The organism is Streptomyces sp. NPDC002896, from assembly GCF_040295225.1.
In the GTDB taxonomy this organism is placed as follows: Bacteria; Actinomycetota; Actinomycetes; order Streptomycetales; family Streptomycetaceae; genus Streptomyces.
The window spans coordinates 448,275-469,166 of sequence record NZ_JBEOVA010000001.1 but is presented as its reverse complement, the minus strand read 5'-3'; the positions used below and the strand labels follow the sequence as shown (position 1 = coordinate 469,166).

General features: G+C 71.4%; 17 protein-coding genes and 1 pseudogene. 4 read left to right on the top strand and 14 right to left on the bottom strand.

What is annotated here, in order from left to right:
• From ABT009_RS01910 to paaA, 7 genes and pseudogenes are all read right to left on the bottom strand, one after another.
• Positions 1–521, bottom strand: a pseudogene (locus tag ABT009_RS01910) (DNA primase); the annotation flags it as partial.
• 353 nt (positions 522–874) lie between these two features.
• The gene (locus ABT009_RS01905) at positions 875–2,077 is read right to left on the bottom strand and encodes a PP2C family protein-serine/threonine phosphatase (protein ID WP_351288418.1); all 1,203 of its coding nucleotides are present in this window, start codon (positions 2,075–2,077) and stop codon (positions 875–877) included.
• Between the two features lie 196 nt (positions 2,078–2,273).
• Entirely contained in the window at positions 2,274–3,383 is a 1,110-nt protein-coding gene (gene paaE, locus ABT009_RS01900) for a 1,2-phenylacetyl-CoA epoxidase subunit PaaE (protein WP_351288619.1), read from the bottom strand.
• Positions 3,384–3,391: 8 nt separating this feature from the next.
• Positions 3,392–3,955, bottom strand: a complete 564-nt coding sequence (gene paaD / locus ABT009_RS01895; protein ID WP_502989794.1) for a 1,2-phenylacetyl-CoA epoxidase subunit PaaD — start codon at positions 3,953–3,955, stop codon at positions 3,392–3,394.
• The gene (gene paaC / locus ABT009_RS01890; protein WP_351288416.1) at positions 3,949–4,776 is read right to left on the bottom strand and encodes a 1,2-phenylacetyl-CoA epoxidase subunit PaaC; all 828 of its coding nucleotides are present in this window, start codon (positions 4,774–4,776) and stop codon (positions 3,949–3,951) included. The genes paaD and paaC overlap by 7 nt, the downstream gene beginning before the upstream one ends.
• Before the next feature lie 10 nt (positions 4,777–4,786).
• On the bottom strand, positions 4,787–5,095 hold the full coding sequence (gene paaB / locus ABT009_RS01885) for a 1,2-phenylacetyl-CoA epoxidase subunit PaaB (RefSeq protein WP_351288414.1): 309 nt from the start codon (positions 5,093–5,095) through the stop codon (positions 4,787–4,789).
• Positions 5,092–6,111 carry a 1,2-phenylacetyl-CoA epoxidase subunit PaaA gene (gene paaA / locus ABT009_RS01880; RefSeq protein WP_351288412.1) on the bottom strand — a complete coding sequence of 340 codons (1,020 nt, stop codon included), beginning with the start codon at positions 6,109–6,111 and terminating at the stop codon, positions 5,092–5,094. The genes paaB and paaA overlap by 4 nt, the downstream gene beginning before the upstream one ends.
• Before the next feature lie 189 nt (positions 6,112–6,300).
• Between paaA and ABT009_RS01875 the strand changes: the two genes are divergently transcribed.
• Together ABT009_RS01875 and ABT009_RS01870 are read left to right on the top strand one after the other, a co-directional pair.
• A complete protein-coding gene (locus ABT009_RS01875; RefSeq protein ID WP_351288410.1) occupies positions 6,301–6,828 on the top strand; it encodes a TetR/AcrR family transcriptional regulator in 528 nt (175 codons plus the stop codon).
• A gap of 466 nt (positions 6,829–7,294) precedes the next feature.
• On the top strand, positions 7,295–8,506 hold the full coding sequence (locus tag ABT009_RS01870) for a S8 family peptidase (RefSeq protein WP_351288408.1): 1,212 nt from the start codon (positions 7,295–7,297) through the stop codon (positions 8,504–8,506).
• Positions 8,507–8,576: 70 nt separating this feature from the next.
• Here ABT009_RS01870 and ABT009_RS01865 read toward each other — a convergent pair whose 3' ends face one another.
• From ABT009_RS01865 to ABT009_RS01840, 6 genes are all read right to left on the bottom strand, one after another.
• Positions 8,577–10,109 carry a vWA domain-containing protein gene (locus ABT009_RS01865; RefSeq protein WP_351288406.1) on the bottom strand — a complete coding sequence of 511 codons (1,533 nt, stop codon included), beginning with the start codon at positions 10,107–10,109 and terminating at the stop codon, positions 8,577–8,579.
• Between the two features lie 337 nt (positions 10,110–10,446).
• On the bottom strand, positions 10,447–11,310 hold the full coding sequence (locus ABT009_RS01860) for an ABC transporter permease (RefSeq protein WP_351288404.1): 864 nt from the start codon (positions 11,308–11,310) through the stop codon (positions 10,447–10,449).
• Positions 11,307–13,958, bottom strand: coding sequence for an alpha/beta fold hydrolase (locus ABT009_RS01855; protein ID WP_351288402.1), 2,652 nt, complete (start codon positions 13,956–13,958; stop codon positions 11,307–11,309). The genes ABT009_RS01860 and ABT009_RS01855 overlap by 4 nt, the downstream gene beginning before the upstream one ends.
• A 179-nt stretch (positions 13,959–14,137) precedes the next feature.
• Entirely contained in the window at positions 14,138–15,550 is a 1,413-nt protein-coding gene (locus tag ABT009_RS01850) for an APC family permease (RefSeq protein WP_351288400.1), read from the bottom strand.
• Positions 15,551–15,836: 286 nt separating this feature from the next.
• Positions 15,837–17,339: a CoA-acylating methylmalonate-semialdehyde dehydrogenase gene (mmsA, locus tag ABT009_RS01845; RefSeq protein ID WP_351288398.1), complete on the bottom strand. Its 1,503-nt coding sequence runs from the start codon at positions 17,337–17,339 to the stop codon at positions 15,837–15,839.
• A 16-nt stretch (positions 17,340–17,355) separates the two neighbouring features.
• Positions 17,356–17,496 carry a hypothetical protein gene (locus ABT009_RS01840; RefSeq protein ID WP_351288396.1) on the bottom strand — a complete coding sequence of 47 codons (141 nt, stop codon included), beginning with the start codon at positions 17,494–17,496 and terminating at the stop codon, positions 17,356–17,358.
• Between the two features lie 479 nt (positions 17,497–17,975).
• On the opposite strand from ABT009_RS01840, the gene ABT009_RS01835 reads away from it, so the two are divergent.
• Both ABT009_RS01835 and ABT009_RS01830 read left to right on the top strand, forming a co-directional pair.
• Complete coding sequence (locus tag ABT009_RS01835) at positions 17,976–18,920, top strand: helix-turn-helix domain-containing protein (protein WP_351288394.1); 945 nt, start codon at positions 17,976–17,978, stop codon at positions 18,918–18,920.
• Positions 18,921–19,337: 417 nt separating this feature from the next.
• Positions 19,338–19,538, top strand: a complete 201-nt coding sequence (locus tag ABT009_RS01830; RefSeq protein WP_067280795.1) for a helix-turn-helix transcriptional regulator — start codon at positions 19,338–19,340, stop codon at positions 19,536–19,538.
• Between the two features lie 55 nt (positions 19,539–19,593).
• Here ABT009_RS01830 and ABT009_RS01825 read toward each other — a convergent pair whose 3' ends face one another.
• A complete protein-coding gene (locus tag ABT009_RS01825; RefSeq protein ID WP_351288392.1) occupies positions 19,594–20,637 on the bottom strand; it encodes a zinc-dependent alcohol dehydrogenase family protein in 1,044 nt (347 codons plus the stop codon).
• Positions 20,638–20,892: the final 255 nt, after the last annotated feature.

Genomic DNA, 20,892 nt, shown 5'->3' with positions numbered 1-20,892 from the left:
CCCTTCGGCTTGTAGTGGTCCTTCTTGTCGTAGTCCTTGCCGTAGTCGTCTTCCTTCTTGCCGTGGTCGTCCTTGCCGTAGTCGTCCTTCTTGTCGTCGCCCTTGCCGTAGTCGTCCTTCTTGTCGTCCTTGCTGTAGTCGTCCTTCTTGTCGTCGTCCTTCTTGCCGTAGTCGTCGTCACCGGCCCGGGTCAGGGCCAGAGCACCACCACCGGCGTGGACGCCACCCTTCGGCTTGTAGTGGTCCTTCTTGTCGTAGTCCTTGCCGTAGTCGTCTTCCTTCTTGCCGTGGTCGTCCTTGCCGTAGTCGTCCTTCTTGTCGCCGTAGTCGTCCTTCTTGTCGTCCTTGCCGTAGTCGTCCTTCTTGTCGTCATCCTTCTTGCCGTAGTCGTCGTCGCCATAGGAGGAGGCGGTGTTCGACGTCCAGAGCTCGGCCACGGTGACGGCATTCGCGGCGGGGGCGGCGATCGCGAGGGCCGCGGTGACTGCGGCCGAGGCGAACAGGGTGCGGGTAATTCGCATGGGGAGGAATTCCTTTCGCCACGACTGCGACGGCCGACCCGGCGCCGGCTCTTCGGATCGCAGTAGCGACGTGATCACCCTCAGCGGGATTGCGTCTCCGCACCACCGGAGAACGCCGCATTTGAGCTACTAAGTGGGCCCATCGAGTGGTTGAGGCGGAATTATTACCCGCTTGGCAGCACGCAGCGGGCCCTGATGCGTCATCACGATGGGGTAAGGGGGTACGTGCCGCCGTCCGGGCCTGACGAGCCGTCCACTGTCCCCCGTCCGGTCGAGCGTGCCGGTCTCCCGGCCACTCCTGACCCACTGTCAGCCGTCCTCCGCGCCTTCCTCCGGACCGGCTCCGCCGAGCCCTATGCCGGGAGCGCCTGGGGTGGTCGCCACTCGAGGAGCAGGATCGTCGCGTCGTCGCGCAGGCGGTTGTTCTGGGCGTCGAGGATCGCGTGGATGAGGTGGCGCAGGGTCTCCGGGGCGGGTTCGCCCGCCGCGGTGGCGCGGATGATCGAGTCGGCGAAGCGGTCGAGACCGAACTCCGCTCCGGCCTGGGTACGGGCCTCGGTGACGCCGTCGGTGTAGAGCAGGACGCGTTCGCCGGGCTCCAGGTCGATCTCGTGGACGTGGCGGGGCGCGTCGAGGCACGCGGCGGTGAGGCCCATGGGCGGGTCGGCCGGGCGTTCCAGGGCTCCGCGCAGGAGACGCTCGTTGCGGATGAGCAGGGGTTGCGGGTGTCCGCAGTTGCACCAGCGCAGGGCGCCGCTCATGAGGTCGAGCTGGGTGAGGACGCCCGTACAGAACTGGTCGGGGAGCCACCCGGCGAGCGTCCGGTCGACGGTCTCCACCAGCTCGGGCAGATCGGCGCCGGTCCGCCGGCCGTTGCGGCAGGCCGCCAGCGTGACGGCCGTGGTCAGGCCCGACGCCATGTTGTGGCCCATGGCGTCCAGGATCGCGGCGTGCAGCGTCGTCTCGCTGAGCGCGTGGTCGAAGGCGTCGCCGCCTATCTCGTAGGCAGGCTCGAGCACCGCGGTGGATATGGCGTGGACGTTGCCTATGGTGCGCGGCGGCATCACGGCCCTCAGCAGCTCGGCGGGCAGCTGCATCGGCTCGGTGCGGGTCCGCTGCACCAGGGTGTCCCGGTACGCCCGCCGGGAGGTGATCATCATCGCGAAGAGCGCGGCGAGGGCCCGGCAGTGGCGCAGGCGCTCCGCGTCCAGGGACATCGTGTACGCCCCGAGGACCCCGAGCCGCTCGGCACCGTCCACCAGCGGCAGCCACACGGTCACCCCGCCCGTGGGGGACTCCTCCACGCGCAGGGAGAGCGTGCGGTACGACCATCCGGCGAGCGACGCGTCGATGGGGAGCGCCGGCGACACGTCCGTCAGGGATATCAGGTGCCGCTGCTGCACATCGGCGAGATAGACGACGACCCGCTCCAGGCCGACGGCCGTGGCCCACCGGCTCACGGCCGTGGACAGGTCCAGGACCGCATTCCGGGGATCTGCGAGGAAGTCCTCCAGCAGCCTCTCCCCGGCCTCTGATGCCGGCACATCGTCTCCCATGTCTCCCACCTGCGGATACGCCACGCGGCCCGTCCCTCAGGGCCCGCGACACCAGCAGTCTCACACCGGTGCCGTACTTCCGCTCGGTGACCCGGCGGGGCGAGAACCGGCCGGCCTCGCCCCCTCGACGCTCTGTCAGTCGCACCTCGACGCGCTCTGCTCCCAGCCGCCTCTCGGCTGTCGAACCAGTCGCCTCTCAGCTGTCGAAGTCGACGGTCAGCTCGTCGGAGACCGGGAACGACTGGCAGGTCAGGACGTACCCGGCGTCGACCTCGGCGGGTTCGAGGGCGAAGTTTCGGCGCATGTCGGCCTTGCCTTCGGTCACCAGGGCGCGGCAGGTGCCGCAGACCCCGCCCTTGCAGGCGAAGGGAAGGTCGGGGCGGGTGCGCTGGGCGCCGTCGAGGATGGTGTGCTCCCTCGACAGCGTGGCCGTGGTGGAGCGCCCGTCGAGGGTGATGGTCACCTGGCTGACGGGGCCCTCGACCGCCGCGTCCTCGTGGCGCACCGGCTGCACGGGCTCGTCGTCGGCGTAGAACAGCTCCTGGTGGACGCGATCGTCGGGGACTCCGAGGTCGGCGAGGATCCGCTGGGCATCCCTGACCATTCCGTGCGGGCCGCACAGCCACCAGTGGTCGGTGGCGTCGATGTCGACGAGGGCGTCGATCAGGGTGCCGAGGCGGTCGGCGTCGAGGCGCCCGGACAGGATGTCGGCCTCGCGGGGTTCGCGTGAGAGGACATGGGCGAGCTGGAAGCGGGCCGGGTGGAGGTCCTTGAGGTCGGCCAGCTCGTCGGCGAACATCACGGTGTCCGTGCGCCGGTTCCCGTAGAACAGCGTGACCTGCGAACGGTCGTCGGCGGCGAGGACGGACTCGGCGATGGAGAGCATGGGCGTGATACCGGATCCGGCCGCGATCAGCACATGGTGGCCGGACCGGGTGAGGTCGGGCGTGAACGCGCCCGTCGGCCCCATCACCTCGACGGTGTCACCGGGCCGCACGCCGTTCACGAGCCAGGACGAGAACAGCCCGCCCGGCACGACCCGTACGCCGATCCGGGGCGCCGATCCGGCCGGTGAGCAGATCGAGTACGAGCGGCGCTCGTCGCAGCCGTCGACCTCGCGCCGCAGCGTCAGGGCCTGGCCGGGTGCGAAGGCGAACTCCTCGGCGAGATCGGCGGGGATGTCGAAGCTGACGGCGGCTGCGTCCTCGCACAGCGGCTGAACGGCGGCGACCCGCAGACGGTGGAAGGCCGGGCGGCGGCGCGAGCGCGCGGGCGCCGCCGGGGCGGGCGGGACCGGGGCCGTCATGTCGTGCATCAGATCTCCTTGACGTACTCGAACGGCTCCAGGCAGGAGCGGCAGCGCCACAGGGCCTTGCAAGAGGTGGCGGAGAAACGGGAGGTCTCCTCCGTGTCCGCCGAGCCGCAGCGCGGGCAGGTGACGGACCGTCGGGTGGCCGACAGATCGAGCGGAACAGGGCCGGTGGTGCGGCGGGGTGCGGCGCCGGGGGGCGCGATGCCGTGTTCGGCGAGCTTGCGGCGGCCCGCGGGGGTGATCCAGTCGCTGGTCCACGGCGGGTCGAGGACGGTACGGATCTCGACCCGGTCGAACCCGGCATCACGCAGCCGCGCGGCCACGTCGGCGCGCATCTCGGCCATCGCCGGGCAGCCGGAGTAGGTGGGCGTGAGACCGGCGACCACCGTGCCGTCGGCGGTGATCTCCACGCCGCGCAGCACGCCGAGGTCGGCGAGGGTGAGCATGGGCAGCTCGGGGTCGGGCACCTGCTCGGCGATGCGCCGGGCCCGCCGTGCGTCGGCCGATGCGAGTGCGGTCACGATGTCGCCTCCGGTGGTCACCACGTCGCCCTCGATGGTCACCATGTCGCCTCCGGGTGAGCGCGGGCCACGCTCTGGAGCTCGGCCAGCAGCGGGGCCAGGTGTTCGGTGTGGTCGCCGTCGCGGCCACCGCCGGGCAGCGGCCTCCACGCGGGCATGGGCAGTCCGGCCGCCTCGGTGACCTGGCGCAGGACGGCGACGACCTCGTCCCGGACGTCGTACGCCGTGAACAACTCGCCGATGTAAGGGCCGACCTGCTCGAGCGCCGTGCGCATCCGCCGGTGGGACTCCTCGGTGCCGTCGCCCAGGCGTACGGCCCACTCCGCCGCGTACTGCCGGTGGTACGTCAGCTCCTTGACACCCTTGGCCGCGATCGCCGCGAGGACCGGGTCGGGCGAGGCGGTGAGCCGCTCGAAGTGCGCGAGCCGCCAGCTGGAGAGGACCAGCAACCGGGTGACGGAGAACGCGAAGTCGCCGCCCGGCAGTTCGGCGAGGCGGACGTTGCGGAAGTCGCCGGGGTCGCGGAAGTAGGCATACGCGTCCTCGCCGCGCCCGGTGCCGTCCACCTGCCCGCAGCGTGCGTACAGCAGGCGGGCCTGGCCGAGCAGATCGAGCCCGATGTTGGCCAGCGCCACCTCCTCCTCCAGCTCCGGGGCGCGCGTGCACCACTCGGCCAGCCGCTGCGCGCTGACCAGTGCGTCGTCGCCCAGCGCCAGGCAGCACGCGGCCAGTTCAGCGGCGTCGACGCCCTCGGGCACGGCGGTGTCCACACCGTGCAGGGGGTCCTCGAAACCGGTGCCGTACGCCCAGCGGGCGTCGTCCTCGTGTCCCTCGGCGAGGGTCATGTAGACGTGGTCGTCACTCATGCCCTGCTCCTCAGATGTGCGGGACGTCGTCGGGGATGTCGTAGAAGGTCGGGTGGCGGTAGACCTTGTCGGCGCTGGGGGCGAAGAAAGGGTCCTTCTCGTCGCGTGTGGAGGCGGCGATGTGGTCGGAGCGCACCACCCAGATCGAGACGCCCTCGTTGCGCCGCGTGTACAGATCACGCGCGTGGGTGAGGGCCATCCGGTCGTCCGCGGCGTGCAGCGAGCCGACGTGGACGTGGTTCAGCCCGCGCTTGCCGCGCACGAACACCTCGTACAGCGGCCAGTCGCCCTTGGCGGTGTTCTTGGTGGTGTCACTCATGCCGCCGCCCCCTTCCGGGCTCGCTCGCTCTGCTTGGCCGCGTACGCGCTCGCCGCCTCCCGCACCCACGCGCCCTCGTCGTGGGCCGTCCTGCGCCGCTCCACGCGCTGGGCGTTGCAGGGCCCGTCACCCGTGATCACCCGCTGCAGCTCGGACCAGTCCGGCGTACCGAAGTCGTGGTGGCCGCGCTCGGCATTCCACCGCAGTTCCGGATCGGGAAGCGTCACGCCGAGCTTCTCCGCCTGCGGGACGGTCATGTCCACGAAGCGCTGGCGCAGCTCGTCATTGCTGTGCCGCTTGATCTTCCAGGCCATGGACTGCGCCGAGTTCGGCGAGGCGTCGTCGGGCGGGCCGAACATCATCAGCGACGGCCACCACCAGCGGTCCACCGCGTCCTGCACCATCTCCCGCTGGGCGTCGGTGCCGCGCATCATCGTCATCAGCAGCTCATAGCCCTGCCGCTGGTGGAACGACTCCTCCTTGCAGATCCGCACCATCGCCCGCGCATACGGCCCGTACGAGCTCCTGCACAGCGGCACCTGGTTGCAGATCGCCGCCCCGTCCACGAACCAGCCGATCACGCCGACGTCAGCGAAGGACAGCGTCGGGTAGTTGAAGATCGACGAGTACTTCTGCCGCCCCTCGATCAGGCGCTGCGTGAGGTCCGCACGGTCGGAGCCCAGCGTCTCCGCCGCCGAGTACAGGTACAGCCCGTGCCCGGCTTCGTCCTGGACCTTCGCGAACAGGATCGCCTTGCGGCGCAGCGACGGCGCCTTCGTGATCCACTCGCCCTCCGGCTGCATGCCGATGATCTCCGAGTGGGCATGCTGCGCGATCTGCCGGATCAGCGTCCTGCGGTAGCCGTCGGGCATCCAGTCCCGCGGCTCGATCCGCTGATCCCTCGCGATCGTCGCGTCGAAGTGCTGCTCGAGGTCCGGCTCATCGTGCCCCTCCGGGCGCGGGCCGGCGAAGCCCGCGGCGGACGAGGTGGATGAGGCGGAGTCTGACGTTGTCATCGACACTCGCTTCCCCAACCGACCGTTCGTTCGGTTCATGACTCCAGTGTGCCGAGTTTTTCGTCGCCGGACAAGCCCGACGGATTATGGGCCGCTCCCCGGAGGACCGTCCCGCCGCTGCCCGCCTCTCCCCAGGCGAGCACACGGGGCGCGCGCACGGGGCGCATGCACAGCCCTCACACACGCCGGATGCACACCCTCCCCGCGCAGACACACCCGGAGGACGGTGGCCGTGGCGCCCTGCGCGGGCCGCGGCGGCAGGAGCCCCGGGGCGCCGCCCGGGGGCCGCCGGCCACGTCCCGGCCGGCGGCCCCGTTCCCGCTGCGCGCCGGACAGCGATGCCTCGCGCCGCTCGGCGAGCGCTACCGGCTCGCGGTGGCCGCCGGGGCTGCGGCCGCTCGCCCCCTCCGGCTCCAGGACCTTGTGCGTGATGCGTTCGGCGATCGCGGTGCGTCCATGGAGCAGATCGCGGAGGCGGCGGGGGTCGCCCCGACGACGGTCCACCGGCGGTTCGCCAGCCGGCGTGCGCTGATCGAGGCGCTCGCCGAGTCCGCGGTGGCCCGGCCGGCGCAGGCGGTCGAAGACAGCCGGCCCGACACCACGCCACCGCTCGTCGCCCTGCACCGCATCACCGCCAACGTGCTGCGCGTCAAGAGTGCATGGAGCTCCGCCCTCGGCCGGCCCGCGGAGGAGGGTGGCGCGGCCTCGGCGGACTGAGACGCCATCGGCGTCCGCTGCCTCGAACTCCTCGGCCGCGCACGGGGCGAGGGCCTGCTCGACCCCTACGCGGACCTCGAATGGGTACGCCGCGTCTACTACGCCCTGATCGGAGAGGCCCTGCAGGGTGACACCCTCGTGGGCGGCAACGGCACGCGGGACGCGAGCCCGGGACCGACCCGGACGGGCTCGCCACGCTCGTCGTGAACACCCTGCTGTACGGCGCGGGGCGGCGCACGGGCTGACCGTCACCTGACCTCACGTCAGGTTTCACATAAGCCTCGTAACTCTTACGCGTACTCCCCCAACACCCAGCCCTCATTGCGCGTTTGATGCCGACTTGGTCACGCCAAGAACACCTTGAGCGCCTATCGGGCGCCCGGCGCTGTACGCTGCGCCGTCGCAACGACCCCCACACGCAACCCCCACATGAGCGCGACCGGTCAACGAAAGGTCTGGTGTTCCTATGAGAGCAACCGCCCGCCGGCTCGGAGCCCTTCTGCCCTCCGCGCTGCTGCTCGCCGCCGGATTGCAGTTCGCCGCCTCTCCCGCACACAGCGCGCCCCTCGCCGATCTGCGTCTCGCTCCCGAGGCCACGGCCGTCCCCAACAGCTGGATCGTCGTCCTCAAGGACGGCTCGACCACCAAGGCGGCGACGCCCGCCACCGCCAGGAACCTCGCCGCCGAGTACGACGGCAGCCTGGGCCGCGTCTACAGCAGCGCCCTCAAGGGGTTCTCCGCCAAGCTGACGAAGAGTGAGGCAACCGCACTCGCGCGAGATCCCAAGGTCGCGTACGTCCAGCAGAACCAGGTCCTGCGCATCAACGACACCCAGTCCGACGCGACCTGGGGCATCGACCGCATCGACCAGCGGGATCTGCCGCTGAGCAAGACCTACACGTACAACACGACCGCGTCGAACGTCACCGCGTACATCATCGACACCGGGATCCGCACCTCGCACAGCGAGTTCGGCGGCCGTGCGAGCGTCGGCACCGACACCGTGGGCGGCGGCCAGAACGGTCAGGACTGCAACGGGCACGGCACGCATGTCGCGGGCACGGTGGGCGGCAAGACGTACGGCGTCGCCAAGGGCGTGAAGCTGGTCGCTGTGCGGGTGCTCGACTGCAACGGCTCCGGGACCACCGCCGGGGTCGTGGCCGGCATCGACTGGGTCACCGCACACGCCGTGAAGCCGGCCGTGGCGAACATGAGCCTGGGCGGCGGCGCCGACACGACGCTCGACAACGCCGTGAAGAGGTCCATAGCCTCCGGCGTCAGCTACTCGATCGCGGCGGGCAACGGCAACATCCTCGGCCTGCCGGCGAACGCCTGCAACTACTCCCCGGCCCGCGTCCCCGAGGCCATCACCGTCGGCGCCACCGACTCCTCGGACAAGCGGGCGTCGTGGTCCAACTACGGCACCTGCCTCGACCTGTTCGCCCCGGGCGTCAACATCACGTCGGCATGGGACGACAGCGACACGGCCACCAACACCATCAGCGGTACGTCCATGGCGACGCCGCACACCACAGGTGTCGCGGCCCTCTATCTGGCCACCCATCCGACCGCGACCCCGGCACAGGTACGCGACGCGCTCGTGAACGGCGCGACCAGCGGCAAGGTGACGGACCCGCGCACCGGCTCACCCAACAGGCTGCTCTACTCCCTGTTCTAGACCGGGCAGTGGGCGCACCACCGGCCGGGACTGCCCGAGTCCCGGCCGGTGGTGCATGCGTCCCAGCCCGTCACGCCCGCAGTCGGCCGGCCTGCCGAACCGCGTCCGCCAGCCCGCGTACCGCCTCGTCCCGCGTCGTGTACGCCAGCTCCTCTGCTTGGCCGACGAGTTCCGCCATGGAGGGTGCGCCCGGCAGCGGGTCCCAGCGGCCCGTGCCCGCCGGGGTGCGCAGGGCGTCGGCGAAGTACGCCGCAACCGCTGCGACCCGCAGACCGCTGCCCGCCTGCCACAAGGAGCCGTCGAGCGCGCCGGACTCGATCTGGCCCGACGCCTCGTGCGGGGCACGGCTGTCCGGGTCGAGCCAGCGCACGCTCGCCGTCGCGACGTGCCCGGACCCGCCGGGCTTGGTCCGCACCGCGTACAGCGCGGTCACCGTGTGCCCAGGGCCGACCTCGCCGCCGTCCACGCGGTCGTTGCGGAAGTCCTCGTCGGCGACCTGCCGGTTGTCGTAGCCGATGAGGCGGAACTGCTCGACGGTCTCGGGATCGAAGGCGACCTGCGCCTTGGCGTCGCGGGCGCGCAGTTCGATGTTCGCGGGGAGCTGCTCGCAGAACACCGTGCGGGCGTCCTCGATGGTGGACACATAGGTGGTGTGGCCGTCGCCCTTGTCGGCGAGGCGCTCCATCAGGGCGTCGCCGTACTGGCTGCCCACGCCCACCCCGAAGAGGGTGAGGCCGTGCTCGCGCCGGGCGTCGGCGATGCGCTCCAGGATCGCGTCGGCGCTCGTCTCGCCCGTGTTGGCAAGGGCGTCGGAGAGCAGGACGACCCGGTTGGTGGCGCCGTCGCGCAGGCCTTGGACGGCGGTGTCGTAGCCGGTGCGGATGCCTGCCTCCACGTTGGTGGAGTCGGTGGGCTCCAAGCGGTCGATCACGGAGTGGATGCGTTCACGGTGGCCGCCCAGGCGGGTCATCGGCAGCACCGTCTCGGCCTCGTCGCTGAAGGTGACGAGTGCGACCGAGTCGTCCGCGCGGAGCTGGTCGGTCATGATGCCGAGCGACTCCCGCACGAGGTCCAGCCGGCCGGGTTCGGCCATGGAGCCGGAGATGTCGATGACGAAGGTGAGGGCGGCGGGCGGCCGCTCGGCGCCGGCTGCGGAGGCCCGGGTGGCGAGGCCCACGCGGACGAGCGACCAGCCCGTACTGTCGGTGCGGGCGCCGTCCACGGTCACGGTGAAGCCGTCGCCCTCGGGCTGCGGATAGTCCTGACGGAAGCTGTTGACGAACTCCTCGGGCCGCACCGTCGCCGGGTCCGGCAGCCGCCCCTCGGCGAGGGTGCGGCGCGCGAAGCCGTACGAGGCGGTGTCCACGTCCAGCGCGAACGTGGACAGATAGTCGGGCGGCGGTGTCGGCGCGAACTCCCGTTCATCGCCGTCCCGCTGCTCACCCTGGGCGCCCTCGCCGGTGGCCTGGGACTGCGCGGGGGCGGGTGCGGGCACCGGACCGTCGCCCCACGCCTTGCCGGCGCCTCCGTCCGACGCGGAGCCGGAGCCGTCCGACGCACTGCATCCCGTGAGCAGCATCCCGCCCGCCAGGATCACGGCCATGAGCCCGCCGCGGAGGCGGCGAGCCCGATGCGGCATCCCCAGCCTGTGCGCGGCGCCCGGCCACCTCGTACCTCTGATCCGCGGTACCCGGCCCGGCCGCCCCGTCCGGCGTATCCGCCTCTCCGTCCGGTGTGTCCGGTCGTGCTCTCCCTCGTGCTCCATCCCTGCCCCCTCGGCCCGTCAGCTCGTCTGCGCGCTCTTTCGTTCGACTTACGGTGGAGCGCTTGTGACTGTGACGGCCGAGAGGGCCCGAAGGAGCTGTCGAGGCCATTGCGGGTGGATCTCAATGCGGCTACGGCGGGCGGCGGTTGAGACCGGTAGGTGATCCTCCGGAGACCTAGGACACCACGTCCTTCCGCCGGAAACCGCGGAAGGCCAGCGCGAACAGCACCAGTGCGTACGTTATGGAGACGGACGTGCCCTGGATCATGCCGGCCCACTCGGGCGTCGGCTGGATCACGTCCGCCCAGGCGAACTGCCAGTGCGCGGGCAGGAAGTCGCGCCAGTCGCCCAGAGCCGTCACCGCGTCCAGCACATTGCCGACGATCGTCAGTCCGACCGCACCGCCGACCGCTCCGAGCGGCGCGTCGGTCTTCGTCGACAGCCAGAACGCGAGCCCGGCGGTGACGAGCTGGGACACGAAGATGTACGCGATGACGATCACGAGACGCTGGGCCGCGGTGCCCGCGTCGAGCGCCCCGCCGGTGGGGATCTGCAGCGGCCCCCATCCGTATGCGACGGTGCCGACCGCCAGCGCGACCAGTGGCAGCAGCACCATCGCGGCCAGGCTGAGGCCCAGTGCGACGACGAGCTTCGAGCACAGCAGCCGGGCCCGGGGCACGGGCGCCGCCAGCAGATAGCGCAGCGACGACCAGCTCGCCTCGGAGGCGACCGTGTCACCGCAGAACAGCGCCACGGGAATCACCAGCAGGAAGCCCGCCGAGACGAACAGGCAGGTCGCGGCGAAGTTCGCCCCGGACGCGGTGGCCGTGTCCATCAAGGTCACCTGACCGTTGCGACCGCCCGGCTCGCCGCCGATCGCGAAGGCCACGACCAGCACGAACGGCAGCACGGCCAGCACCGCACCCATCACCAGCGTGCGCCGCCGCTTCAGCTGGCGGACCAGCTCGACGCGCAGCGGCAGCGTCCGTCCCGCGCGGTACCCGTGGGCCACCTCGGTGTGTTCGGCGAGGGCGGTCATGGGGTGCCTCCGATCAGGGTCAGGAACGCGTCTTCCAGCCGCCGGTGCGGCCCGACCGACTCGACCGGCACCTCCAGCCGGAGGAGTTCGGCGAGCAGCTGCGGTGTGCCCGCGCCGTCCAGCCGTACGAGAAGTCCGCCTTCCGCGCGGACCGCCGAGCCCACGCCCGGCAGCGCGGCGATCTTCTCCACGAGCGGGTCGTCGAGCGGCTGGGCCGTGCCGACCAGCAGGGTCTCCCCGGAGCCGACGATCTCGGCGACCCGTCCCGCCTGCACGAGCCTGCCGCGGTCCATGACCACCAGATGCGTGCAGGACTGCTCGACCTCCGCGAGGAGGTGGCTCGAGACGATGACAGTGCGGCCGGCCGCCGCGTACCGGATCATCACCTCGCGCATCTCGCGGATCTGCGGCGGGTCCAGGCCGTTCGTCGGTTCGTCGAGGATCAGCAGGTCCGGCAGTCCGAGCATGGCCTGGGCGATGGCGAGGCGCTGGCGCATGCCCTGCGAGTACGTACGGACGGCGCGCTGCAGGGCGTCGCCGAGCCCGGCGATCTCCAGCGCCTCGTCCATGTGGGCGTCCTCGGCGGGCCGGCCGGTGGCCTGCCAGTACAGCTCCAGGTTCTCGCGGCCGGAAAGGTGCGGCAGGAAGCCCGCGCCCTCGACGAAGGCGCCGACGCGGGAGAGCACCGGCGCGCCGGGGCGGATCGCGTGGCCGAAGACGCGGATCTCGCCACCGTCGGGCCGGATCAGGCCCATGAGCATGCGCAGCGTGGTCGTCTTGCCTGCGCCGTTGGGCCCGAGCAGGCCGAGCACCTGGCCCTTCTCGACACGGAAGGACACGTCCCGTACGGCGTACCGGTCGGCCGACTTCGCATACCGCTTGCTCAGATCGGTGATGTGCAGCGGCACGTCCGCGAGGTCCGGGTCCGGCGGCGGGGTCGCCGTGCGGCGCCGCCCGGTGAGCAGCAGCGCGAGCGCGGCGACGGCTCCGGCGATGGGCAGCCACCACACCCAGGCGGGCAGCGGGGCGGCCGCGGTCGCCACACCGGGCGCCGTCGGAACCTTCAGGTCGCCCTTGATCGACGCCGTGTACGTGGCCGGCTGGACCGGCGAGGCGTAGGCGAGGTCGGTCGAGGCGAGGACGAGACGCAGCCTGTGGCCCTTCTGCACCTCGTGGTCGATGGCCGGCAGGGTCAGGGTGACGTCCTTGCCGCCCTTCGCGCCGGAGCCCTCGACCCGGACGGGCGCGACCAGTTGGGAGGGCAGCACCTGCTGGCTGCCGTCCGCCCCCACGTCGTAGACCTTGCCGAACAGCACCGCGTCCTCGCTGGTGGACGCGATGTGCACCGTGACGGTCGGCGAGCCGGTGATGCGCAGATCCCTGGTCAGCGGTGCCGATTCGAACCGTGCGAACTGGCCCGGGAAGTCCAGGGAGACGCCGACGCCGAGGGACGACAGCTGGGCCAGGCCCCCGGCTCCGCCGAGCCCTGGCAGTGAGGAGACGGCGGGCGGCCCGGCGCCTGCGGGGTTGTCGAAGGTCTGCTCGCGGCCGGTGAGCGGCACGCTGCGCAGCCCGTTCTCGAGGCCTGGATACCGGTCTCCGCTCGCGCCCCGCAACTGGGCCGCACCGTCGGTGGAGTCGACACCTCCGGTACGCGTGATACGGAATGCGGGCCCGGTGTCGGCGTTCTTGTCGTCCTTCAGATAGCGGTCGAACCAGGCGTCCACGCGCGCGTACACCCGGTCGACTTCCATGTCGCCGCCGTCGTGCCCGCCCGCGATCCAGTCGACGTCGACGGGCGCGCTGTTGGCGCGGATCGCCTTGGCGATCGCGTCGGCCTGGCCGAGCGGGAAGAGAGAGTCGGTCTGGCCCTGCATGATGAGCGTGGGCACCTTGATGCGGTCGCCGACGGCCGACGGGCTGCGCTCCGCCAGCAGCGCCCGCGCTTCGGCGTCCGGCGTGCCGGTCTCCGCGACCCGCTCGTACATCTCGCAGAGCTGCTTCTCGAACTTCCCGCAGCCGCCGCCGGAGTTGATGAAGAGGCTGGCCCACAGCTTCTTGAACACGCCGTCGGGGAACAGCGCGTCCGCGAGGTTCCAGTAGGTGATCTGCGGGGCGATCGCGTCGACCCGCTGGTCGTACCCTGCGGCCAGCAGCGACACCGCGCCGCCGTACGACGGCCCGGCGACGCCCACGCGCGGGTCGCCGGCCTTGTCGAGCTGCACCTCGGGCCGCTTGGCCAGCCAGTCGATCAGCCGGGAGACGTCGGCGACCTCGCCCTTGGGATCGTTCAGCCCGATCTTTCCGGTGGACCTGCCGAAGCCGCGGGCGGACCATGTCAGCACCGCATACCCGTCGCGTGCGAGGCCCTCGGCCTGTGTCCGCATGTCGTCCTTGCTGCCGCCGAAACCGTGCGCGAGCAGCACCGCGGGGCGTTTCGCCGCGCCCGTGCCCGAGGAGCCCGCCGTGAAGTACGACGTGTCGATCCTCGCGCCGCCCGTGTCGAGCGTCCGGTCTTCTCGGTGCACGGCCGGCGCCTCGTCCGAGGCGACGGCCGTCCACGTCCCGGCACCGGCGAGCACCACAACAGCGGCCGCGGCGGCAAGCCACCGCCGCGGCCCGCGCATTTCGGGCAGTCGGAGATCCATGCCGTCAACGGTAAAGGCAGGCACCGACATCCACGGCAGCCGCCGGGCTGAACCCCCTTACCTCCTTGAGGAGTACGGCCCTCGGCCCGCATACCGCAGCCGTGGTACGCCTAGGGGCGCCCGGAATGATTCCGGGCGCCCCCTCCTCGGCGACGGCCGTGACGCCTTGGGCGCCCCGCTCAGTCCCGCACGTCGTCCGGAAGCATCACCAGCCACCGCGTCTCGCGACGCGGCCGCAGGTAGCAGACCCAGTACACGGTGGCGGCGGCGGCGATGCCGCCCGTCCACAGGAGATACGCCGCCTCCTGCTGGCTGAGGACGTACGCGAGGACGGCGATCAGCAGCACGGGCACGGCGGGCCACAGCGGCATCCGCCACGCGGGCCGCCCGGCGTGCCGGCCACGGCGCGCGAGCAGTGCGGCGACGGCGACCAGGAGGTACATGCCGGTGACGGAGACGCCGGTGACGCCGTAGAGGGTGTCCAGGTTGACGAAGCACAGGGCCGCTCCGGGGACACCCACGGCGAGCGTGGCGACCCACGGCGAGCCGAACCGGCCGAGGCGCGCGAGCGCGCGGTTGACCGGCTCGGGCCAGGCCTTGTCGCGTGCGGAGGCGAAGAGCACGCGGGAGTTCTGGATGACCATCACGATGCCGGCGTTGATGATGGCGAGGGCGACGCAGAGGCTGACGAACGTGCCGACGGCGGAGTTGCTCCACGCCTCGACCATGCCGCTGATGTCCCCGGAGGTCAGGGCCTTCAGGTCCTCGGCGCCCAGGGTGATGGCGACCACCGGAACCAGGATGATCACGGTCGAGAGCCCGAGCGTGGCGAGGACGGTACGGGCGACGTTGCGACGCGGGTTCTCCAGTTCCTCGGAGAGGTAGACGGCCGTGGAGAAGCCCTGGGTGACGAAGAGCGCGATGGCGAGCCCGGAGACGATGAGCATCGCGGTGACGGCGTCCGGCTTTCCGTCGGCACCGGCGACGGTGAGGTCGACGAGGCTGCCCGCGCCGCGCTCGGAGTGCGCGAAGCCGAGGACGGCCACGACCGCGGCGGCGACCACTTCCAGGACCAGGAAGATGCCGGTGATCCAGGCGTTGGCGCGCAGGTCGAGCAGGCCGGCAAGGGTGGCGAGCAGCATCACGGCCGCACCCGCACCGGCCGCCGGGAGATGGACGACCGACGCGAGGTAGTCCGCCGTGCCCATGGCGATCACCGGCGGAACGATCATCACTACGAGCAGGGACAGGACGAACACGAGCCAGCCCGCGAGCCGCCCGGCCAGGGTCGAGACCATCGCATACTCGCCGCCCGCGCTCGGGATGAGCGTGCCCAGCTCCGAGTAGCAGAAGGCGACGCCGATACAGAGCAGCGAGCCGATGGCGATCGTCAGCGCGGTGGCCGTGCCCAGGCTCGAGAACAGGTCCGGCACGACCACGAAGAGGGTGGAGGCGGGGGTCACGCAGGACAGCGTGAGCAGGGTGCCGCCGACGATGCCGATGGAACGCTTGAGCGTCCGGGGAGCGCCGGTGCCGGTCGCCTCGAGAGCGTCCGGTACCGCGGTCTGGGGAGGGCGGAGCGTGTCGGTCATGGAGGGTTCCGATCGACTCGTGCGGCAGGCGGCCGCGTCATCGAACCCTTGCGGAAACCGCAGCGTCAACGGTCGTTTTCCTTCGGATTCCGCAGCGATCGTGTGATCCAGATCCCTGCGCACCCACGGCGGGGCAGTCGCCCGGGCGTGAGTTTCCAAGGAGGAAGCGGCTCTTCGCCTGCGGCGCCCGATTAGCCGACTCTGTACGGGAACCGTAGCCACGGCCACAAAAAACTTGTGCGGGCGTCCGGAATACGGACGCCCGCACAGGGCCGACGGCAGGCGGTCAGTGGTTGCGCGGGAACCCGAGGTCCACGCCGGCCGGGGCCTCCGACGGGTCCGGCCAGCGGGTTGTGACGACCTTGCCGCGGGTGTAGAAGTGCGTCCCGTCGTTGCCGTAGATGTGGTGGTCGCCGAAGAGCGAGTCCTTCCAGCCACCGAAGGAGTGGTAGCCGACGGGCACGGGGATCGGCACGTTCACGCCGACCATGCCCGCCTCGATCTCCAGCTGGAAGCGGCGGGCGGCGCCGCCGTCCCGGGTGAAGATCGCGGTGCCGTTGCCGAACGGCGAGGCGTTGATCAGCTCGACGCCCTCCTCGTACGTGTCGACGCGCAGTACGCACAGCACCGGGCCGAAGATCTCGTCCTGATAGGCGTCGGCGTCCGTCGGCACCTTGTCGAGCAGGGACAGGCCGATCCAGTGGCCGTTCTCGAAGCCGGGCACGGTGTAGCCGGTGCCGTCGAGCACCACCTCGGCGCCCTGGTCGGTGGCGCCCTTCACATACGAGGCGACCTTGTCGCGGTGCGCGGCCGTGATGAGGGGGCCCATCTCGGACTCCGGCTCGTTGCCCGGGCCGATCTTGATCTTCTCGGCGCGCTCCTTGATCTTCGCGACGAGTTCGTCACCGGTCGAACCGACCGCGACGACGGCCGAGATGGCCATGCAGCGCTCGCCCGCGGAGCCGTACGCGGCCGAGACCGCGGCGTCTGCGGCGGCGTCAAGGTCGGCGTCGGGCAGCACCAGCATGTGGTTCTTGGCGCCGCCGAGGGCCTGGACGCGCTTGCCGTTCGCGGAGGCCGTGGTGTGGATGTAGCGGGCGATCGGAGTCGAGCCGACGAAGGACACGGCCGCGACGTCCGGGTGTTCGAGCAGCCGGTCCACGGCCACCTTGTCGCCGTGCACGACGTTGAACACGCCGTCCGGCAGGCCGGCCTCCGCGAGCAGCTCGGCGACCTTCATAGAGGCCGACGGGTCCTTCTCGCTCGGCTTCAGCACGAACGTGTTGCCGCACGCGATGGCCATCGGGAACATCCACATCGGCACCATGGCCGGGAAGTTGAACGGCGTGATGCCGGCGACGACGCCCAGCGGCTGCCGGATCGCGGAGACGTCGACCCGGTTGGACACCTGGGTCGACAGCTCGCCCTTCAGCTGCGTGGTGATGCCGCAGGCCAGCTCGACGATCTCCAGACCGCGGGCCACCTCCCCCAGCGCGTCCGAGTGGACCTTGCCGTGCTCGGCGGTGATCAGCTCGGCGATCGCGTCGCGGTTGGCGTCCAGCAGCGCGCGGAACCTGAACAGGATCGCGGTGCGCTGCGCGAGCGACGACGTGCCCCAGGTCGCGTACGCCGCCTTGGCCGCGCCGACCGCGGCGTCCACCTCGTCGACGGTGGCGAAGGCGACCTGCGTGGTGACGGCGCCGGTCGCGGGATCGGTGACCGGGCCGTACGTACCCGACGTACCCTCGACGGTCTTCCCGCCGATCCAGTGGTTCACGGTCTTCGTCATGACAAGATCCCTACCTTCACAGACGGCGGCGTCGGGCCCTGACGTCCCGGTCGTACTCCTTGTGGGCTTCCGTGGCCGGCGTGCGGGTCCCGGCCTCGGCCACGCCCTCATCCCACCACGCGAGAGCGGGGAGCGCGCCGGACACTGTGTCTGCCATTTCGGGGTCGGCGTAGACACATGGAGCGCCCGGCGCAGACACGGGCAGCTGCAGATACCGGCAGCTCCGAACTGAACCTCCGGCGCGGGGGCGTGGCGGGCGGGGAGTCGGCGCTCGCGCTTCGCTCCTGCCAGGGCGAAGCGGCCTCCGCGCCGGAGGCGATCGGTGCAGGGCGTCGAGCGGTGCGTGTGGGCAAGGTCGTCGACCTCTGCTGAACACGCCTGCCTGGCCCGGCAGTTCAAGGATCCGGCACTCTGCGTGCACCGTACGAACGCCTCTCGGAGGAGCGTCGAGAGCGTCGGAGCGGCGGGCGGCGTCGGCCGATTCGTGAGGAGTGGGGATGGGACGGGGTCTCGCAGTCTGGGTTTAGTCGCATCCATGCACCCTGTCAATGCATTGTCCTGACATCCTTACCGTCTTGACACTTTTCTCCGGCGGCCGGAAAGCTGACCGCCATGACGACGGGGAGGGGGCCGGCCGTGGCGCCACAGCCGGTCAACGCCGCCAGCACCTGGGAAGCCGCATGGGCCCTGCCCCACCCGCGGCTGCGGCCGGGCGTGATCAGCTATCGCGGGTTCCGGTTCAACCTCGAGCATCCGCGGCGCAGGCTGGAGACGCCCATCGGCGCGGTCACGCTGATGCTCGGCTTCGAGGAGCCGGTGCGGATCTCCACCGCGAGACGTCCCGCCGTCTCCCTCGTCTCGGTGTGCGCGGGGCTGGGCACGGTGCCCGCCGTCGGCGAGCACCAGGGGCGGCTGTCGGGTGTCTCGGTCCTGCTCGCGCCCTGGGCCGCGTTCTCGCTCTTCGGCATCGCACAGCACGAGCTGGCCAACCAGCACGTCGACCCGTACGACCTCGACAGGCCGCGAGGGCTCGCCGGCTGGGGCAGCATCGCCGAACTCGTCTCCGCACTGGCCGGGCTGAGCACCTGGAGCGCCCGGTTCGCCCTGCTGGACGAGGCCCTGGCCCGCTGTGCGGATGCCGCGACACCCTGTTCGCCCCGGATCGTCGGGGCCTGGAACGCGCTCGTCCGTACCGGGGGCACCATCCCCGTCAGCCGCCTCGCCCACGAGGTCGGCTGGAGCGTACGCCAGTTGGAGAACCGCTTCCGGGAGCAGATCGGCCTCGGGCCCAAGGCGGCCGCGCGGGTACTGCGGCTGCAGCGCGCGCGGCGGATGCTCGTGGCCGGACACAGTCAGGCGGAGACGGCAGCGGCCTGCGGCTTCTACGACCAGGCGCATCTCAGCGGCGAGTTCAGGGTGATGACCGGCTGCACACCGGCCGAGTTCACCGCGGCCCGCAACCGACGGGGGCCGCAGCGGTCGGGACCGCCCAGCACGGACCGGCTCACCGGCGAGGCCACGAGCCTGGTGCTGTCATCGGGGGGAAGTGCGCATTTCTCCAAGACCGGCAGGCTGCGCTGACGGCACCCTGGGGCCTTCCAGCTCTCTGACCGGGGGGATTCGGAGGGCAGCGGGGAGCGGTGGACCGGAACCGGCGATTGGGGTATCCCCTGCTCTGGGGGCACCTCCCAGGCCCTTAAGGCACTGGGGGAGCAGCCGAGAGCTTGGGGAAGGGTCCGGTCCACTACGCATGCCCGGCCGCCGTGTAACGCCGCATTTGTCGCGTCTCACTTACGTTGTGCGTCGGGCGCGTTACGAATGCCTCTCTTCTGTCACACATGTCCCGCGTTCGCATGCGTTGTGTCACATGCGATCCACAGCTGTTCTCCCGTGATCACTCACCGTCGTTCACCAGACACAGGTTGAGTGATCGCCAGCGTCGCGTCCAGCCCCCGACGGCCCCCGCCGCCGTCGCGACGCTCGCAGGGAGGTGCACTGATGACCGACCGAAGGCTCTGGTCGTACAAGGAGATCGCCGCGCACATCAAGGTGCAGCCGGACACCGTCCGGTCCTATCGCAAGCACGGGCTGCTGCCGCCACCCGACCATGTCGAGAGCGGCAAGCCCTTCTGGTACGCGGACACCGTGCGCGCCTGGGTGGCCTCCCGGCCCGGCAACCGGCACCGCAGAACCGATTGACCTGCCGTGCCCCCGCCTCTCCTGCCGGCCCACCGTTCCGGGCCGGGCCCGGCTCTCACCGCTGCGGTTCGATGACCGTGACCCCCGCGCCCGGCGCCGCGCCCATCGCGGCCAGAGCAGACGGGGCCGCCGACAGCGGGATCGTGGAGGTGACCAGGAGGTCGGGGCGCACCGCGCCCGCGCGCACCAGCTCCAGCATCGGGGCGTACGCGTGGGCGGGCATGCCGTGACTGCCGAGGACCTCCAGCTCCAGGGCGATGACGCGAGACATCGGCACGACCGGGTCGCCGGCAGCGGACGGGAGCAGCCCGACCTGGATGTGCCGGCCGCGGCGCCGAAGACTGCCCACCGAGGCCGCGCAGGTCGCGGGTGACCCGAGGGCGTCCAGCGACACATGGGCGCCGCCGCCGGTCAGTTCGCGCACCGCCCCGGCGACGTCTCCGGCCGCCGAGGCGTCGACGCATTCCGCGGCGCCCAACTTGCGCGCGAGATCGAGCGCCTGGGGCGATATGTCGACGGCCACGACCCGCGCACCGGAGGCCGCCGCGATCATCACGGCCGACAGCCCCACTCCGCCGCATCCGTGCACGGCGACCCACTGGCCCGGCGCCACCCTGCCCTGCGCGACGACGGCGCGGAACGCGGTCGCGAACCGGCAGCCCAGCGCGGCCGCCGTCACGAACGACATCTCCTCCGGCACCGCGACCAGGTTGACGTCGGCATGCTCCAGCGCGACGTACTGCGCGAAGGAGCCCCAGTGGGTGAAGCCGGGCTGGGTCTGCCGCTCGCACACCTGCTGGTCGCCCTCCGCGCAGGCGGCGCAGCTGCCGCAGGCACAGACGAACGGGACGGTGACGCGGTCGCCGGGCCGCCAGTGCGCCACCCGGTCGCCCACCGCCTCGACGACGCCGGCGAGTTCATGGCCAGGCACATGGGGAAGCGTGATGTCCGGGTCGTGCCCCATCCAGCCGTGCCAGTCGCTGCGGCACAGCCCGGTGGCCTCGACCCGGACGACCACTCCGTGGGGCGAGGGCACCGGGTCCGCCACGTCCCGCACCTCGGCCGGCTCCCCGTACCGCTCGAACACCACTGCCCGCATCGTCCTGCCAGTCCTTCCGTCCGGTCCGGCGCCCGGCCGCATCGCCCTGCCGCGGGTGGGCGGTCGTGCGCTCACCGCCCGCACGCTAGCGCCGGGCGGCCGACCTGTCTGCCCGGGCCTGCCCGCCTGCGCCGGTGCGCCGGTTTCGTCCGCCTTCGCCGCACCGGCATCCCTCGTCCGCGCCGCCCCCGAGTAAGAACTCGCTGTGAACCCGCCGGTAAGGTCTCATCAGGTCTTCACAGAGCCCCTCCAACA

What these genes read in the sequence shown, in the direction of transcription:
- ABT009_RS01905 (WP_351288418.1), bottom strand. Translation starts at nt 2,077, where the DNA reads ATGGGAGACGATGTGCCGGCATCAGAGGCCGGGGAGAGGCTGCTGGAG.
- paaE (WP_351288619.1), bottom strand. Translation starts at nt 3,383, where the DNA reads ATGACGGCCCCGGTCCCGCCCGCCCCGGCGGCGCCCGCGCGCTCGCGC.
- paaD (WP_502989794.1), bottom strand. Translation starts at nt 3,955, where the DNA reads ATGGTGACCATCGAGGGCGACGTGGTGACCACCGGAGGCGACATCGTG.
- paaC (WP_351288416.1), bottom strand. Translation starts at nt 4,776, where the DNA reads ATGAGTGACGACCACGTCTACATGACCCTCGCCGAGGGACACGAGGAC.
- paaB (WP_351288414.1), bottom strand. Translation starts at nt 5,095, where the DNA reads ATGAGTGACACCACCAAGAACACCGCCAAGGGCGACTGGCCGCTGTAC.
- paaA (WP_351288412.1), bottom strand. Translation starts at nt 6,111, where the DNA reads ATGACAACGTCAGACTCCGCCTCATCCACCTCGTCCGCCGCGGGCTTC.
- ABT009_RS01875 (WP_351288410.1), top strand. Translation starts at nt 6,301, where the DNA reads ATGCACACCCTCCCCGCGCAGACACACCCGGAGGACGGTGGCCGTGGC.
- ABT009_RS01870 (WP_351288408.1), top strand. Translation starts at nt 7,295, where the DNA reads ATGAGAGCAACCGCCCGCCGGCTCGGAGCCCTTCTGCCCTCCGCGCTG.
- ABT009_RS01865 (WP_351288406.1), bottom strand. Translation starts at nt 10,109, where the DNA reads ATGGCCGTGATCCTGGCGGGCGGGATGCTGCTCACGGGATGCAGTGCG.
- ABT009_RS01860 (WP_351288404.1), bottom strand. Translation starts at nt 11,310, where the DNA reads ATGACCGCCCTCGCCGAACACACCGAGGTGGCCCACGGGTACCGCGCG.
- ABT009_RS01855 (WP_351288402.1), bottom strand. Translation starts at nt 13,958, where the DNA reads ATGGATCTCCGACTGCCCGAAATGCGCGGGCCGCGGCGGTGGCTTGCC.
- ABT009_RS01850 (WP_351288400.1), bottom strand. Translation starts at nt 15,550, where the DNA reads ATGACCGACACGCTCCGCCCTCCCCAGACCGCGGTACCGGACGCTCTC.
- mmsA (WP_351288398.1), bottom strand. Translation starts at nt 17,339, where the DNA reads ATGACGAAGACCGTGAACCACTGGATCGGCGGGAAGACCGTCGAGGGT.
- ABT009_RS01840 (WP_351288396.1), bottom strand. Translation starts at nt 17,496, where the DNA reads ATGGCAGACACAGTGTCCGGCGCGCTCCCCGCTCTCGCGTGGTGGGAT.
- ABT009_RS01830 (WP_067280795.1), top strand. Translation starts at nt 19,338, where the DNA reads ATGACCGACCGAAGGCTCTGGTCGTACAAGGAGATCGCCGCGCACATC.
- ABT009_RS01825 (WP_351288392.1), bottom strand. Translation starts at nt 20,637, where the DNA reads ATGCGGGCAGTGGTGTTCGAGCGGTACGGGGAGCCGGCCGAGGTGCGG.